Origin of the sequence: Bacillus cereus group sp. N31, from assembly GCF_016483245.1 — a bacterium.
Taxonomy (GTDB): Bacteria; Bacillota; Bacilli; order Bacillales; family Bacillaceae_G; genus Bacillus_A; species Bacillus_A toyonensis.
The window spans coordinates 20,000-35,602 of sequence record NZ_JAEHCH010000002.1 but is presented as its reverse complement, the minus strand read 5'-3'; the positions used below and the strand labels follow the sequence as shown (position 1 = coordinate 35,602).

Sequence of the window (15,603 nt, the reverse complement as noted above, 5' to 3'; positions counted from 1 at the left end):
TAACAATTATACACTTTCATTTCATACTCGCACACCTCCTTTAGAAAATAAAAAAGTCCCCTACACGCAAATATGCATGTAGAGGACGATATATGTAATGTAAATACCGTGGTACCACCTCAATTGGACTGATAAATCCCACTTGTTCAAGTACAGGAATAATTCCGATACTCTATCCTTTTAACGGCGGAACCCGGGTTGCCTACTACAATGTTCAACATACCTCTCGCAAGCCCATTCTGTATATTTTATCGTACCGGGCTCACACCTTACCCCAGCTCTCTGAACGCATCAAATATACGTACTCTTCTTGCTCATCGATTTCATCTATTGAAGTTACTTGTGATTATAAATTATATTTTTATACTTGTAAAGCGCTATTTACTTTTTATCTCTTTAGAACTCTCTCCTCTAATTCTTGTAAAAACTGTTCTCTTTTCCCCTCATTTTGCACATATGCTGATTTCAATACTTCTTGTAGTAATATATGCCGTTCTTTCTTTTCTAACTGTAAGTCTTTTAACTTCACCCTTACTTCATATAAAAAATCTAAATATATTTCGTATGTTTCATCGTATTTATTCGCGATATCATCTCGAATTTTTTTTGCGAGTTTTGGACTTGCTCCTCCGGTAGAAACCGCTATATTAAGTAACCCACGATGAATCGCTGCCGGAAAGTGAACATTGCCACTTTCCGGGTTCGTAATAACATTTACCAATTGATTCTTTGCAGCATCTTCAGCAACTTGTTCATTTAATATAGAATCACTACTCGCCGCAACAACTAAAAAAGCATCTTTAATATCACTTTTTTCATACTCTCTTTGATACCAACGAATTTTCTTCTCCTCCACAAGTTTCACTAAATTTACATCTAATTCTGGACTTACTACTACTATATCCGCACCTTGTTTGAGTAAAGGAATTATTTTAAATCCGGCAACTTTTCCTCCACCAATGACAACAACCCGTTTCTTATTAACTTGCACTGTAAGTGGATACATATGAATCTCCCTTCAATAACTCCTTCGTTTTCTGAATTAACATATCTTGAACCACTTCATTTTTTCCTAAATACGGACTTATTTTTATCTCATCCAACTCATATTGACGCACTTCTTTCTCAATATGTTTCATAAGTAAGCCTGTAAATAACAAATAAGGTAATACAATAATACACCCTTCTTTTCGCTCTACAACTTCCTTTAATTTCTCCTCAAATTTCGGCTCCGCAGCTGCTAAAAAACAAACTTCTACTTTAGCAATTTTTTCTTCTGCTTGAAATAAAGTAGCGATCCGATTTATATCTTGTAAAGTTTCAGGATCGCTACTACCCCTTGCAACAAGTAAAAGTGTTACTTCATCTTTATATTCTTCAATACCACTTCCGTTATATACCGACTTTATAAGTGTCTCTGATACACCAAACGGATTACCATACGTCACTTTAATATTAGGGTATTGATTATTTAACTTTTGTAATTCAAAAGGAATATCATTCTTCACATGGCCTGCTGCTAATAAGAAAACAGGAATAGCAATAATCTCTGTCGCACCACGCTTCGCACATGTACGAAATCCTTCTTCAATAGAAGGATTCGCCAGCTCTAAAAAACAAACTTCTTGAATAGCCGCTTCTATACGGCTCATACATGTCATAATAAATTGAATTGCCTCTTCTTTCGCTGCCCTCAAACGACTTCCATGACATATATATAAGATGGCTTTCATTTTATAACACTCCGCTTACTTGATAAGTCTGTTCCGTTTGTTTTTCAAACCAATGAATTTTCTCTCTAAAACGGACAACTTCTCCAATTACAATCATACTCGGATTTTGAATTTGTTCTTTTCTCGCAACATCTACAATTGTCCCTAACGTCCCGACAACTGTACGCTGCATAGACGTCGTTCCCCGTTCAATAATAGCAGCAGGTGTACCTTTATCTTTTCCATGCTTCATAAGTTGTTCGCATATGTAGGGCAAATTACTAACTCCCATATATACTGCCAAGGTCTCTACACCTTTCGCTAAATTTTCCCACTTCACTTCCTCTTCAGCACCTTCTTTTCTATGCCCTGTCACAACCGCAAAACTCGCACTTGCATCACGATGCGTCACCGGAATACCAGCATAAGCAGGTGCAGCTATTCCAGCTGAAATACCAGGAACGATTTCAAATGGTACACCCTGCTTTGCTAACGCTTCAGCTTCTTCCCCCCCTCTACCAAATACAAATGGATCACCGCCCTTTAACCTCGTTACAACTTTTCCTTTTTTCGCATATTTAATAAGAAATGTGTTAATTGTCTCTTGCTTCATCGTGTGATAATTCGGGAGTTTCCCGCAATAAATTAAATCTGCTTCAGGCTTTGCATATGAAAGCAATTCTTTATTCACGAGACGGTCATATAAAATAACATCTGCCTTCTCAATACATTTCAATCCTTTAACAGTAATTAAATCCGGATCGCCAGGACCCGCTCCAACTATATACACCTTCCCCATCATCTCTCCTCATTTCTACTATTAAAATGAAACTTCCATCCTTATGCATGAATGGAAGTTAGTATACGTTCGTATTTCAATGTTATTTACTCATGAACAACAAATGCCGCACCTTTTCGAATCTTCTTTTTTTCAAATAAGGAGATTTCCTTTACTTCTGGCAACGGTAAAAAATGCTTTTCAAGCTCAATCTCCGCAAGCTTAAATGCCTGCTCTTCACTTTGAGCAACAACAACAATCGGAACGATATTATTCGCTAACACAGCTTCAAATCGATATAAATCCATATTGCCCCTCCTAAGACGCTATTACTTCTTCTAACACGTTATTTAAAGCTATTTGCAATGTATCTACACCGATACGTCCGACAAAATCATAAAATGTTTCGGCAGGTAACTTATTCTCTTTAAAATAACTTATAAATGATGCGAGTACATCCGGTAAATCCTCGCCATCTATTTTCCCTTTTAACTTTTGATTATAGGCACCGCCATCTAACAACGTTCCACCTACATATATTTCAAATGCTTCAACAATCCCTTTTTCCTTCGTTTTCATTTTTACCCCTTGTAATCCGATGTCAGCAATTTGACGTTGACCACATGAATTTGGGCATCCTACCATATGAATTCGAACTGGAACATCAAGTGCAATTTCTGTATCTAAGTATTCTGCAATTTTCCGTAATCTTTCTTTCGTTTCTACTAGAGCAAGATTGCAATATTCAATACCAGTACATGAAACCGCATGACCAATAAATGATTTCGGACTTGCAGATATCGCTTCAAACAACGGTTCACTTAATAAACCCGTTACATTTTCTGGTGGAACATTCGGAATGATGAAGTTTTGTGAGTTACACGTACGAATTTGCCCATTTCCATACTGCTTTGCAATTCTTGCAATCTCAAACATTTCTTTTGCATGTAAACGACCTACCGGCACATTAAAACCGACATATTTTAATCCATCTTGTTTTTGATCTTGAACACCATAAAAATAGCCTGCATTCCATCCTTTAAGTGCACTTTCTCCTTTACTTTGCAATGGTCCTGTATACTCTATTAGTTTCTCTTTAAATTTCTCTGCTCCCCAGTCTGCAACAAGAAATTTCAAACGAGCTAAATGACGTTTCTCGCGATATCCAAAATCACGGAATATAGTAGCAATCCCAATTGCTACCGCCTTCACTTCTTCTGGTAAAACGAACACATCTAATTCATCAGCTAAATATGGACGGGCTGATAATCCACCGCCTACTTTTATATGAAAACCAACTTTTTTCTCACCATCTATTTCTTTCGTAGCAGGTGTAAATGCAACACAGTTAATCTCTGCGTTTGCCGAGTTATAAACGTTAGAACTAATAGACATTTTAAATTTACGTGGTAAGTTAGAAAACTCTTCATTATGTTGGAAATAGTCATATACCTCCTTCACAATATGCGTTGTATCAAACAGTTCATTCGCATCAATTCCTGCAAGTGGATTACCTGTAATATTACGTGTTATATCACCACACGCACCTGCTGAAGATAACCCAACTCTTGCTAATCTTTTAAAAATATCTGGCATTTGCTGAATTTCTAACCAGTGAAACTGAATCGCCTGTCTTGTCGTAATATCTATTACATCACGTCCATAATCCTCAGCGATAGAAGCAAGCACTTCCGCCTGCGCATTTGTAATAATCCCTGAAGGAATATTTACACGCATCATAAAATAGCCAGCTTCTTTCGGTCTTTGCAAATACAATCCTGCCCATTTAAATGCGTCCCACTCTTCTTTCGGAATAGATTCGAATCCATTTTCCGCATAGTAAGGAATATTATTAAAAATTTCCAAACCATCTTTTGCTAATTTATTTTTCTCAGTCTGATTTAATTTTTCATTATTAGCCCATACTTTTTCATAACTCATTTTTAAATCCCCCTATATAAAGTGAAACTTTAATCAACCCTCACCAATCGGGCATTTACAGCCTGCTCCAGCCGAATTTTGAGGTGGGCGTTTTACTTCCCAGCAAACAACGGGACAAAACTACGCTCTTGTAAGTACTTCACGATTTGTTCTGCACATTCTTCAATAGAATACTTGTGCGTTTCTACAATTAATTCCGCTCGATCTGGTTCCTCATACGGTGAATCAATACCTGTAAAATCTTTAATATCACCTTGTCTCGCTTTTTTGTATAACCCTTTTGGATCACGTTTTTCACACTCTTCAATTGGACATTTTACAAACACTTCTATAAACTCATCTGCCGCTAATAGATCCCTAACTTGTTTTCGATCTACTCGAAATGGTGAAATGAACGCTGTAAGAACAACAGTACCTTGATCTACAAATAGCTTCGCCACTTCGCCAATACGCCTTATATTCTCCATACGATCACTTTCAGAAAAACCTAAGTCTTTATTTAAACCATGGCGAATATTATCCCCATCTAACACATAATTTCCAATATTCTTTTCAAATAGTTTACGAGCAACCGCATTCGCTACTGTAGATTTACCCGAAGCTGATAAACCAGTAAACCAAATTACAAAACTATGATGCCCATTCTTCACTCTTCTCTCATTTTTTGAAACAGAAGCTGTGTGCCAAGTAATATTCGTATCCATCTCGTTCTCTCCCTATTCTGTTACTACTTCTTTTTTCAAACCTTTAATTAACACTTCCACTACTTCTTTACGACTAAATGTACTTGGCGGAATCTCACCATTTCTTAACATTTCTCTTACTTTTGTACCTGATAAAATGACACGGTCCTCTTTTCCATGCGGACACGTTTTCGTTGAAGCCATCGCTTCACATCTCGTACAGTAAAAGCTATGTTCAAAAAATAGCGGCGTAATCCCTAACTCTTCCACTGTAAAGTTCGTAAAGATTTCCTGCGCTTCGTATGTTCCGTAATAGTCTCCTACCCCAGCGTGATCACGTCCTACAATAAAGTGGGTACACCCAAAATTCTTTCTTACCAATGCATGAAATATCGCTTCCCTTGGTCCTGCGTAGCGCATCGCTGCAGGAAATACACCTAAAAAGACACGATTTTTCGGATAATAGTTTTGAAGCAATACTTCGTAGCTTTCCATCCTTACATCAGCAGGAATATCATCTGACTTTGTTTCCCCAACGAGTGGATTTAAAAAGAGACCATCTACAATTTCAAGAGCAGATTTTTGAATATACTCATGGGCACGATGTACCGGATTTCTCGTTTGAAATCCAACTACTGTTTTCCAACCACGTTTTTTAAATTCTTCTCTCGTTTCAATTGGGTCTAAATGATAAGAAGGAAATTGCTTATTTTCCAAGCGTTTTATAAGCGTAATAGCTCCTCCAACATAAACATCTGGTCGTTCATATAATTTTTTCACGCCTGGATGAGCCTCATCCGTCGTTTTATATACAAGTAAAGCTTCTTTTTCTTTATCAGGTGCAAAAATATCTTCTATTTGAATGACACCATATATATTTCTGTCGTTAACAAGTTTTACTTCCTCTCCAGCTTTCAGTCCCTCTGCTACTTCTTCTGTTACCGGCAATGTAATCGGTATACTCCATACGCTTCCATCTGCTAAACGAAGCGTTTCTACGACCGAATCATAGTCTTTTTCCCCTAAAAAACCAGTAAGCGGACTATATCCCCCTGTCGCTAGCAGTTCTAAATCACTTAATGCAATGTTGTCTAATTCAATTTCTTTTTCAATTTGTGATACGTCGTATGTCTCATCTACACGGTTTATTAATTCGTTTCTTGTAGTCATTTTCTATATCCCCTCTTAGCTTTATTTCAAGATACATCTTATTGGTAATGAAGACCGCATTCGGTTTTCATTTTCCCGGTCCACCTACCATCTCTTGAATCACCACCGGCACCTACAGGTAACGTACACTTCTCACACCCGATACTTGGATATCCAATATCATGTAATGGGTTGTATGGCAAATTATGTTTGTATACATATCGCCATACTTCTTTCCACGTCCAATGAATAAGCGGACAAACTTTAATAGATTGAAAACGATGATCTTGATTTATAAACTTTGTATGCTTACGCGTTTCTGATTGTTCCCTTCTTAAGCCCGATATCCACGCTTTTTCCGCTGTAAGTGATTTTTCTAACGGCAAAATCTTCCTAATCTTACAACAGAGATTCGGATTGCTTTCCCATAGTTTCTCACCGTGCAACTTCGCTTGTTCATCGAGTGTAAGTTCCGGCTGTTTTTCTATAATATTTAATGAAGGAAACCGTTCTCTTACTTTTTGAATTAATTCATACGTTTCTTGAAAATGAACATTTGTATCCAAAAATACAACTTTAGCAGATGGATTTACTTGGTTTATAAGATGCAGTAAAACCATGCCTTCCACTCCGAAGCTACACGCGTATACAATTTCATCTTTATATTCTTTATAAGCCCAACTTAATACGGATAGCGCGCCTTTCGTTTCACCTTCCTCTGAAAATGAAACACGATTTTCTTCCCACGTTTCATATGTCAACATGTTTTTTCCCCCTGTAAAAGCAAAAAGACGGTTTTAATCTATTAAAATAGATTAAAACCGCCTCTAGTTTTTCTAGTCAGCGCTTTTCACTTTAAACGTACTTTTTCACTTTTCTCTAATTGAATTACTTTTCCATCTTGCACCACAATTGTAATTGAACCATATTTCATATCAGCAAGCATCGCTTGAATTTTCTCAGATACTTCATCAAAATGTTCCCGTACGCTCACGCGAACAGCCCCCCTTTTTATTCATAAAAAAAATCTTTCCCATTTCGAAAAGACTGTTCGGTAATATATTTTACCTTATCTTTCAAAATGGATTCCATTTTGCTGGATTTAGCACCTTGCTTTCTATAAGCAGGTTGCCGAGCTTCTTCGGGCCAGTTCCCTCCGCTTCTCTTGATAAGCTTTGTATTTGTATTTTATCACAATTCTGATTTTTTTCAATCCTAGTTTTCCGATATATTTTAATTATTTTATTTTATCCCGCTATTTGCGGGCAATCCCCCCACTGATTATAGTTTCACTTTATAAAAAAGGAATTGCCCATTCGAACAACTCCTTTTCCTTATTTAAACAAGCTCTTTAATACGTATGCGATCGTTCCCAATGATATTTTCGTACGTTTCACGTTCCACAACAATTTGCGATGCGCCACCTTTCGCAAAGACGACGGCTGGTCTCCGAATTCGATTATAATTATTCGCCATCGAGTACCCATATGCTCCCGTACAAGAAATTGCTAGTAAATCAGAAGAAGCAACTTTCGGTAGATTAATATCCCAAATTAGCATATCTCCACTCTCACAGCATTTCCCAGCAATTGAAACGAGTTCCTCATTCTCATCATTTCCTCGATTCGCTAACATCGCTTCGTAACGAGCGCTATATAAAGCCGGTCTTAAGTTATCTGTCATTCCACCATCGACGGATACATATTTCCGAATGCCAGGAATTTCTTTCACAGATCCAACTGTATAAATTGTCGTTCCCGCATCACCTACAATACTACGACCTGGTTCAACCCATATTTCTGGCAATGGATATTCACATACTGTAAATTGTTCTCTCACTGCACTTGTTACAGCTCGCACATATGTCTCAAGAGTTAATGGTGTATCTGACTCTGTATAGCGTATTCCAAATCCTCCGCCTACATTTAATACTTTTACTACATAGTTCGTTTGCTTTCTCACCTCTTCCAAAAATTTACGAAGAACTTCAATCGCTCGAACAAAACCAGCCGTTTCAAATATTTGTGATCCGATATGTGAATGAATCCCTAACACATTATAATTTGATTTTTGTAAAGCAAGCCCAATTGCCTGCATCGCTTGACCATTTGAAACGCCAAATCCAAATTTTGAATCCTCTTGGCCTGTCGTAATATATTCATGTGTGTGCGCCTCTACTCCAGGCGTTACACGAATTAATATGTTTACAAATTTCCCATGTTGCATTGCTAAATCGTGTAAAACTTCTAATTCCAAGAAATTATCTACTACAAAACAACCGATATTCGCCTGAAGAGCCATCACTATCTCTTCTTCTGTTTTATTGTTTCCATGAAAATGAATACGTGATGCTGGAAATCCTGCTTGGAGCGCAGTATATAATTCCCCACCCGAAACAACATCTAATGACATGTTCTCTTCACGAGCTACTCGGCACATCTCCATGCACAAGAACGCCTTGCTTGCATATGCTACTTGATAAGAGAAACCACTTTCTTTAAAAGCACGATGAAACGCACGACATTTCCCTCGAATAGACTCTTCATCGTATACATAAAGTGGTGTTCCGTATTGTTTTGCTAGCTGCGTCGTATCGCACCCTCCAATTTCTAAGTGTCCTTGCCCATTGATTCGGCTTGTGCCGTGTAAATACATTTGAATTCCTCCCTTATTTCCTCTAAAACTCATAACCCCAATCTTCTATTCATTGCAGCACGCTTTTAGATAGACAAAAAACGCGCGGAACAATGTTCACACGCGTTTCTTATTAGGAAAAATATATATTGAAAAAATAAACAAGTTGTTATCTTCTCAAAATAAGAAACCGCATCAACATCTCCAAATAGCTCTCCATAAAATAAATCTTATGACAGTACTACATTTATTCAATGCAGTCCCAATATATGAATAAGGTGGTTATTCTTATATTTCGGCAATAGTCCCTTTCAACCCATGGTCACAGATTCCACTAAATCTCCCATAGCTTACTCTTTCCTATCGCGGCCTCTACCTTTGAGAGTAGATGAGGTAAGTCTATTTAATTTTCAAACATCTAATTGTTGCTATTAACAATACCAAAGGACCATTTTATTTGTCAAACAATTTTTTATATTGTTTTTTTACAGTTTAATTTCGTATCATTTGGTAAGCGCTTTACTATTATCTTCGTTACTTCCCATTCGCCTTCTTCATTATTAAACGTAATAGTTACTTTTTCAAATGGTGGAACAATTTTCCCACCAATCTGTTCGTACTTCGTCACCTCAATAACCGTTTGAAATAAATATGTACCACTATACACTTTTTTTAAACTAATAATTTTAGGACATTGATAAGGTTTCAAACTCCCATATTGTTTTTCAATTGCTTTATTTATTTTTGGAAATAAAACAGAATAAAGTGCATCTTCCATAAGAGGTGCATCATACTGAGCTACTGATACACTCGGTGAAGCAAAGAGTATAAAAATACTGCACATTATAAGATAAAATAATTTTCGCATTATAACCTCCGCACCATTACGCGATACTTTCTATGTTTAATGAATTACAATAATCGCGCATAGAAATTCTATTTTATTGTCTCCTACTTCTCTTTTTCTACTCAATTGTTGCAAAAAAAGCCCACAACCCTCTTTAATTTTCGTATAATGATACTCATAGTATAATAATCATAATAACAAAAGACTGTTCGTATATATAAAGTGAGACGCTAATGAAAACGGCTCGCAAGAACTGTCATGCTTTCTAGGAGAGGAGTATATTATGCTACAACATCTGTTTCCAAAATTACGATTTGCACTCGTTGCAGTCGTTTTATTATGGATTAAAACATATATTGTGTACAAGCTAGCGTTTGATATTAAAATTGATAACTTCTTTGAAGAATTTATGCTGTTTATTAATCCACTAGCTGCGTTACTTTTATTTTTCGGTTTAGCTTTATTTGCATCTAAGCATCGAAATCGAATTATAATTGGAATTAGTTTTATACTGTCATTTATTTTATTTGGAAATGCAATGTTTTATGGGTTTTATAACGATTTCGTTACCTTCCCGGTTTTATTCCAAACAAATAATATGGCTGATTTAGGGACGAGCATAAAAGAGCTCTTTACGTACAAAACATTACTTTTATTTGCAGATGCAATTATTTTAATGTTTATTTCACGTAAATTCCCATCATTTGGTGATAAAACACCACTTTCACGATCTGAGAAGAGAACTTTCTTTAGCGGTGTAACTGCGTTATTAGCACTACAAATTGTTGTTTCAGTTATTTATAAGCCACAAATGTTCTCACGCTCATTTGACCGTCAAACTGTCGTGAAAAATTTAGGGTTATACACATATCATCTATTTGATATTACGCTTCAATCTAAGTCTTCGGCTGAACGTGTATTCGCAAGTGGCGACGGATTCTCTGAAATTAAAAACTATACAGACGCAAAAGATAAGCAAGTTGATAAAAACTTATTTGGAGCTGCAAAAGGTAAAAATGTAATTTTAATTTCAATGGAATCTACACAAAGTTTTGTTATTAATAAAAAAATAAATGGAAAAGAAATTACTCCATTCTTAAATGAATTTATTAAAGATAGTTTTTATTTCGATAACTTCTATCATCAAACGGGACAAGGTAAAACTTCTGATGCTGAATTTATCGTTGAAAATTCACTTTATCCGTTAGACCGTGGTTCTGTATTCTTTACTCATGCAACAAATGAGTATACTGCCACACCAGAACAATTAAAGAAATACGGATATTCTTCTGCTGTCTTCCATTCAAACGATAAAACGTTTTGGAATCGTGACGTAATGTATCCTGCGCTTGGTTATGACCGTTACTTTAATTTAAATGATTACGTAGGTACGGAACAAATGTCTGTTGGTTGGGGATTAAAAGATAAAGAGTTCTTTGAACAATCTATTCCAAAGTTAAAATCTTTACCGCAACCGTTCTATACAAAATTTATCACTTTAACAAACCATTTTCCATTTCTTCTAAATCCAGAAGATCAATATGTTGATGAGTTTAATTCGGACAGTGATGTTTTAAACCGTTACTTCCCAACTGTTCGTTACACGGATGAAGCTCTTAAATTATTTATTAAACAGTTAAAAGATGAAGGACTGTATGATAATTCAGTTATTGTCATTTATGGTGATCATTACGGTATTTCTGAAAACCATAACGCAGCTATGGCCCAGTTCCTTGGGAAAGACGCTATTACACCGTTTGATTCTATGCAATTACAACGCGTACCTCTCATTATTCATGTGCCAGGTCAAGAAGGAAAAATGATTTCTAAAGTATCCGGTCAACTTGATATTAAACCAACGCTCCTTCATTTACTTGGGATTAAAACAAATCAATCCGTTGAATTTGGAACGGACTTATTTATTAAAGAAAAAGATCCACTTATGGTAATGCGTGATGGTAGTTTTGTTTCGGAAGATTATGTTTATACAAAAAACATGTGCTATAAACGAAATACAGGTGAAGAAGCTGCTATATCACTATGTCAGCCGTATATTGAAAAAGCAAAAACAGAATTAAAATTATCCGATAAACTCATTTATGGAGATTTATTACGTTTCGATCCTAACAATCGATATAAAACCGGAACGATGACAACAAAATTTGAATAGTGCAAGAAGCAACTTTATAAAAGTTGCTTCTTTTTCTACTTATTTTCCAAATCATTCTCCCATGAAATCTTTCACAAATTGGTAATTTCTTTCGTATGAGGAAGAAATTTATGGTATGATAAAATAAGTAAACTTTCATACACTAATTAAGAATTTATTACAGAAAGCAAGGGATCAGATTTTGTATAGAGCAGCTATTCCAAACTTATTTACGCTCGGAAATTTATATAGCGGATTTTTATCAATCGGCTATGCATCTTTAGGATATTATAAATCAGCTGCTATTTTAGTACTTATCGGGATGATGTTAGATAGTCTTGATGGTCGTGTTGCTCGTTTATTACGCGTTGATTCACAAATGGGAAAAGAGCTTGATTCACTCGCAGATGTCGTAACATTTGGTGCAGCACCAGCTGTTTTAATGTATTACACATCTTTCTCAAACTACGGAATCATCGGATTATACATAGCGGGATTATTCCCTCTTTTCGGAGCATATCGTTTAGCACGATTTAATGTAACACCATCTTCTACTTCAATGAAATATTTCACTGGAGTACCGATTACAGCAGCGGGAGGGCTTGTTGCTTTCTTAACATTATTTTCACATACCATTCCCAAAATCGTTCTTATTACAGTCTTTGTAACGTTCGCATTTTTAATGGTGAGTCGTATTCGTATCCCAAGTTTAAAAGATGTACCAATTCCAAGATATAGCATCATTATTACATTATTTTTAGTTGGAATCATTATCACAATGTATCAAACAGGGATCGGTAATTTTTCTGTTTTCTTATTCATTGCTATTCCACTATATATTTTGTATATGCTATCTCAATTTATTAGACAAAGACCGTCTAAAAAAGCGAATAAAGAAAAATAAGAAAAACAAAAACCTTCCGTATTCGGAAGGTTTCTTTTTATCCCGCTATTTGCGGACAACCTGATTAATCGGGAGGCCTTACAAATGAAAGTCTCACTTTATTTTGTAACTAATACTTTTGGATTTACAGGTGTTACAGGGTCTTCACCGTTTAATACAGCTAAAATATTTCTTACTGCCATTTCAGCCATCGCATCACGAGTTTCGAATGTTGCATTCCCTACGTGAGGAGCAAGCACCACATTCTTTAATCCTTTTAGTTCTTCCGTAATTTTCGGTTCAAATTCAAATACGTCAAGAGCTGCTCCTTCAATTTCTTTCGTTTTTAATGCATAAGCAAGTGCTAATTCATTCATAATTGGTCCACGCGAAGCATTTATAATATATGCTGTCTTCTTCATCATTTTAAACTGTTCTTCATCGATCATATGATGTAATTTTGGATTATAGGCACAGTTAATTGTAATAAAATCTGCCGTTTGTAACAGCTCTTCTAATGTTACATATGTCGCTTCTAGTTCAACTTCAGCTTCAAGCTTACGATTTGGTCCTGTATATAAAACGTTCATTCCAAATGCTTTCGCACGCTTTGCAACTGCCTTCCCGATTTCGCCAAGACCGATAACTCCAATTGTCTTACCGTGTACTTCGCGGCCCAAGAAAAATAATGGCGCCCATCCGTTAAATCCAGTTGTACGACATAACGTATCTCCTTCAGGGATTCTACGTGCTGCTGCTAAAAGAAGTGCAAATGTTAATTCTGCTGTCGCTTCAGTTGATACTTTCGGTGTATTCGTTACCGTAATCCCTTTTTCTCCTGCATGCAAGTAATCAATATTATCGTAGCCAGCACCATAGTTTGCAACAATCTTTAAATTAGGTGCCGCATCTATAACTTCTTTCGTCACCTTTGTAGAAAGTAAGCTTAACAATGCATCTTTATCTTTTACACGCTCTGTTAATTCATCTAAAGAAATTAACTCTTCTTTATCATACATTTCTACATCATGATCTTTTAATAGTTCTAATCCGATTTCTGGAATTTTCCCTGCTACTAATATTTTTGCCACTACTAACACCTCTTCTATAGAAAATAAGATATCTCTTATATTTCATTGTAAGAAATCCACTTATAAAAACCAAGGGATTTGATTATAGTTTTGAAAATCGACACTTTTCCATGAAAAAAGAGGAGATGCAACTCCCCCCTCTTCTTACGCTTTTTCCTGCGATTCTTTTCCGAGCTTTACATCAATTGTTCCTTCTGCAACTGTATCGCTAATTTGCTCCTCAATAACTGATTGAGATGCAGCATTCGTTTCAGAAGTATAAGCTTGTTGCTGTGCACCTTGTACATTTTGTTTATTTTGTTGTTTCGCCATTTCTTACCCTCCTTTTTTTCTTTCTTATTTTGAACAAAAAGGAAGGTTTTCATCAAAAAATCGTGGGTCATTTTATAATTGTTACTTCTTCTTCAAGTAGTCTCATTACTCTTGCTCGTTTCGTAAATGTTGCGATATGAGTAATACCATGATTTCGTAATGTTTGCACATTTTCTTTTACGTATTTCCCTAAATCATTCGGATAATGAGCATCTGAAGAAATAGTAATGGGAACACCATGTTTAGCTAACACTTGTAAATACAGTGGACTCGGGCACATTTCCCGTACAGGATAACGATAGTACAATCCCGCATTTATTTCTGTTGCGGTATTAGTTTCTACTAATGCACGGGCTATTTTCTTATAATAAGAAAGCTGTTCATTCTCATCCAACCTGTAATTAAATACTTTTATGTTATCAAGGTGGGCTATAATATCAAATAATTCGGAACGAACTGCACTCTCAACTGTTTTGAAAAACGTATCATATAGTATATGTAAATCATGCTCCTCAAAATATTCTTTCGTATCTGGATTATCAAACCCCCAGCCGTTTAAAAAATGAACAGACCCAATTACATAATCAAAGTCTCCTAGTGCTAACAATTCTTTTAGCTCTTCTTCACAGCCAATAAAATAATCCGCTTCAATTCCAAGTTTAAGTGTAACGCCTCTTTTACTCCATCGTTCTTTCGCCTCTTCAATCGACTTTGTAAAATCGTATAGTGAAACTACTCTTACTTGGTCTAACCATTCCTTCTGTAAACGCCCAAGCTTTGAATCACTAATATTCACATATTTTTCATAATATACTTTCGACTCATGAAAGCGGTATAAATGATCCACAATCCCAACTTCTTTTATACCTTTTCGCAATGCCTCTTCTAAATATAAATCAATCCATTTCGCTGTAAATGGTCCTTCCTTCACACGTCTTTGCAGGCGTTCTTGCGTCTTCATAAGCCATTCGATAGAATGGCTTTCTTCTTGAAGCGGCTCATAATATTGTAGCGTTTCATTTATTTTGGCAAGCCAGCCTATTGAATAAGGCCCTTCTTCTAAATGAAGATGATAATCCACTTTCATACATATTCCCCCTCATAACGTATCTATTTCTTTTCGTTCCCCTACTCTCGAAAGCTTTCCATTTCTTTCTTTCACTTCTTCCATAACATCTTCTAGTGAAATGTTTTTTTCGGCTAATAGAACAAAACAGTGATAAAACACATCAACCATTTCTTTTACTAGTTCTTTTTTATCATTATTTTTAGAAGCAATGATCACTTCAGAGCACTCTTCCCCAATTTTCTTTAAAATTTTATCTTCTCCTTTTGAAAATAAATAATTTGTATATGATTCTGGCAATGGATTTTCCTTTCGGTCTTCAATTGTTTCAAATAATAATTTAAGGACATCTTCCATC

Annotated in this window: 17 protein-coding genes, 2 riboswitches and 1 other annotated feature; of the genes, 2 read left to right on the top strand and 15 right to left on the bottom strand. The window is 35.9% G+C overall.

Going from position 1 to position 15,603, the window contains the following annotated elements; genetic code table 11:
- Positions 1-78 precede the first annotated feature (78 nt).
- Positions 79-327: a binding site (T-box leader), on the bottom strand.
- Between the two features lie 61 nt (positions 328-388).
- The 11 genes from JDS81_RS04460 to JDS81_RS04410 form a co-directional block, all read right to left on the bottom strand.
- Positions 389-1,006: an NAD(P)-binding protein gene (locus JDS81_RS04460; RefSeq protein WP_000283323.1), complete on the bottom strand. Its 618-nt coding sequence runs from the start codon at positions 1,004-1,006 to the stop codon at positions 389-391.
- Entirely contained in the window at positions 981-1,733 is a 753-nt protein-coding gene (locus tag JDS81_RS04455) for a sirohydrochlorin chelatase (RefSeq protein ID WP_097954465.1), read from the bottom strand. The genes JDS81_RS04460 and JDS81_RS04455 overlap by 26 nt, the downstream gene beginning before the upstream one ends.
- A gap of 1 nt (position 1,734) precedes the next feature.
- Positions 1,735-2,511: a uroporphyrinogen-III C-methyltransferase gene (gene cobA / locus JDS81_RS04450; RefSeq protein WP_000521277.1), complete on the bottom strand. Its 777-nt coding sequence runs from the start codon at positions 2,509-2,511 to the stop codon at positions 1,735-1,737.
- A gap of 86 nt (positions 2,512-2,597) precedes the next feature.
- Entirely contained in the window at positions 2,598-2,798 is a 201-nt protein-coding gene (locus JDS81_RS04445; RefSeq protein WP_000366906.1) for a DUF3906 family protein, read from the bottom strand.
- A gap of 10 nt (positions 2,799-2,808) precedes the next feature.
- Positions 2,809-4,431, bottom strand: a complete 1,623-nt coding sequence (locus tag JDS81_RS04440) for a nitrite/sulfite reductase (RefSeq protein WP_097954464.1) — start codon at positions 4,429-4,431, stop codon at positions 2,809-2,811.
- Between the two features lie 92 nt (positions 4,432-4,523).
- Entirely contained in the window at positions 4,524-5,135 is a 612-nt protein-coding gene (cysC, locus tag JDS81_RS04435) for an adenylyl-sulfate kinase (RefSeq protein WP_000380522.1), read from the bottom strand.
- Between the two features lie 12 nt (positions 5,136-5,147).
- Positions 5,148-6,284, bottom strand: coding sequence for a sulfate adenylyltransferase (sat, locus tag JDS81_RS04430; RefSeq protein ID WP_087949113.1), 1,137 nt, complete (start codon positions 6,282-6,284; stop codon positions 5,148-5,150).
- A 38-nt stretch (positions 6,285-6,322) separates the two neighbouring features.
- Complete coding sequence (locus JDS81_RS04425; protein WP_097954463.1) at positions 6,323-7,027, bottom strand: phosphoadenylyl-sulfate reductase; 705 nt, start codon at positions 7,025-7,027, stop codon at positions 6,323-6,325.
- Between the two features lie 86 nt (positions 7,028-7,113).
- Positions 7,114-7,257, bottom strand: a complete 144-nt coding sequence (locus JDS81_RS04420; RefSeq protein WP_000116159.1) for a YezD family protein — start codon at positions 7,255-7,257, stop codon at positions 7,114-7,116.
- Between the two features lie 72 nt (positions 7,258-7,329).
- Positions 7,330-7,438: riboswitch (SAM riboswitch) on the bottom strand.
- Positions 7,439-7,601: 163 nt separating this feature from the next.
- Positions 7,602-8,918 (bottom strand): diaminopimelate decarboxylase, encoded by a 1,317-nt coding sequence (gene lysA / locus JDS81_RS04415; RefSeq protein WP_097954462.1) that lies wholly within the window; start codon positions 8,916-8,918, stop codon positions 7,602-7,604.
- A gap of 180 nt (positions 8,919-9,098) precedes the next feature.
- Positions 9,099-9,280, bottom strand: a riboswitch (Lysine riboswitch).
- An 89-nt stretch (positions 9,281-9,369) separates the two neighbouring features.
- Entirely contained in the window at positions 9,370-9,765 is a 396-nt protein-coding gene (locus JDS81_RS04410; protein ID WP_001228518.1) for a DUF3888 domain-containing protein, read from the bottom strand.
- 262 nt (positions 9,766-10,027) lie between these two features.
- On the opposite strand from JDS81_RS04410, the gene JDS81_RS04405 reads away from it, so the two are divergent.
- Both JDS81_RS04405 and pssA read left to right on the top strand, forming a co-directional pair.
- Entirely contained in the window at positions 10,028-11,914 is a 1,887-nt protein-coding gene (locus tag JDS81_RS04405; protein ID WP_097954461.1) for an LTA synthase family protein, read from the top strand.
- Between the two features lie 181 nt (positions 11,915-12,095).
- Positions 12,096-12,797 carry a CDP-diacylglycerol--serine O-phosphatidyltransferase gene (pssA, locus tag JDS81_RS04400; protein WP_000285424.1) on the top strand — a complete coding sequence of 234 codons (702 nt, stop codon included), beginning with the start codon at positions 12,096-12,098 and terminating at the stop codon, positions 12,795-12,797.
- Positions 12,798-12,895: 98 nt separating this feature from the next.
- Here the strand turns inward: pssA and JDS81_RS04395 are convergent, their stop codons facing one another.
- The 4 genes from JDS81_RS04395 to hisE form a co-directional block, all read right to left on the bottom strand.
- Positions 12,896-13,867, bottom strand: coding sequence for a 2-hydroxyacid dehydrogenase family protein (locus tag JDS81_RS04395; RefSeq protein ID WP_016108075.1), 972 nt, complete (start codon positions 13,865-13,867; stop codon positions 12,896-12,898).
- Between the two features lie 144 nt (positions 13,868-14,011).
- The gene (locus JDS81_RS04390) at positions 14,012-14,179 is read right to left on the bottom strand and encodes a YozQ family protein (protein ID WP_001118878.1); all 168 of its coding nucleotides are present in this window, start codon (positions 14,177-14,179) and stop codon (positions 14,012-14,014) included.
- Between the two features lie 67 nt (positions 14,180-14,246).
- Positions 14,247-15,266, bottom strand: coding sequence for a histidinol phosphate phosphatase domain-containing protein (locus tag JDS81_RS04385; protein ID WP_097954460.1), 1,020 nt, complete (start codon positions 15,264-15,266; stop codon positions 14,247-14,249).
- Between the two features lie 12 nt (positions 15,267-15,278).
- A complete protein-coding gene (gene hisE / locus JDS81_RS04380; protein ID WP_000390406.1) occupies positions 15,279-15,602 on the bottom strand; it encodes a phosphoribosyl-ATP diphosphatase in 324 nt (107 codons plus the stop codon).
- Position 15,603 lies beyond the last annotated feature (1 nt).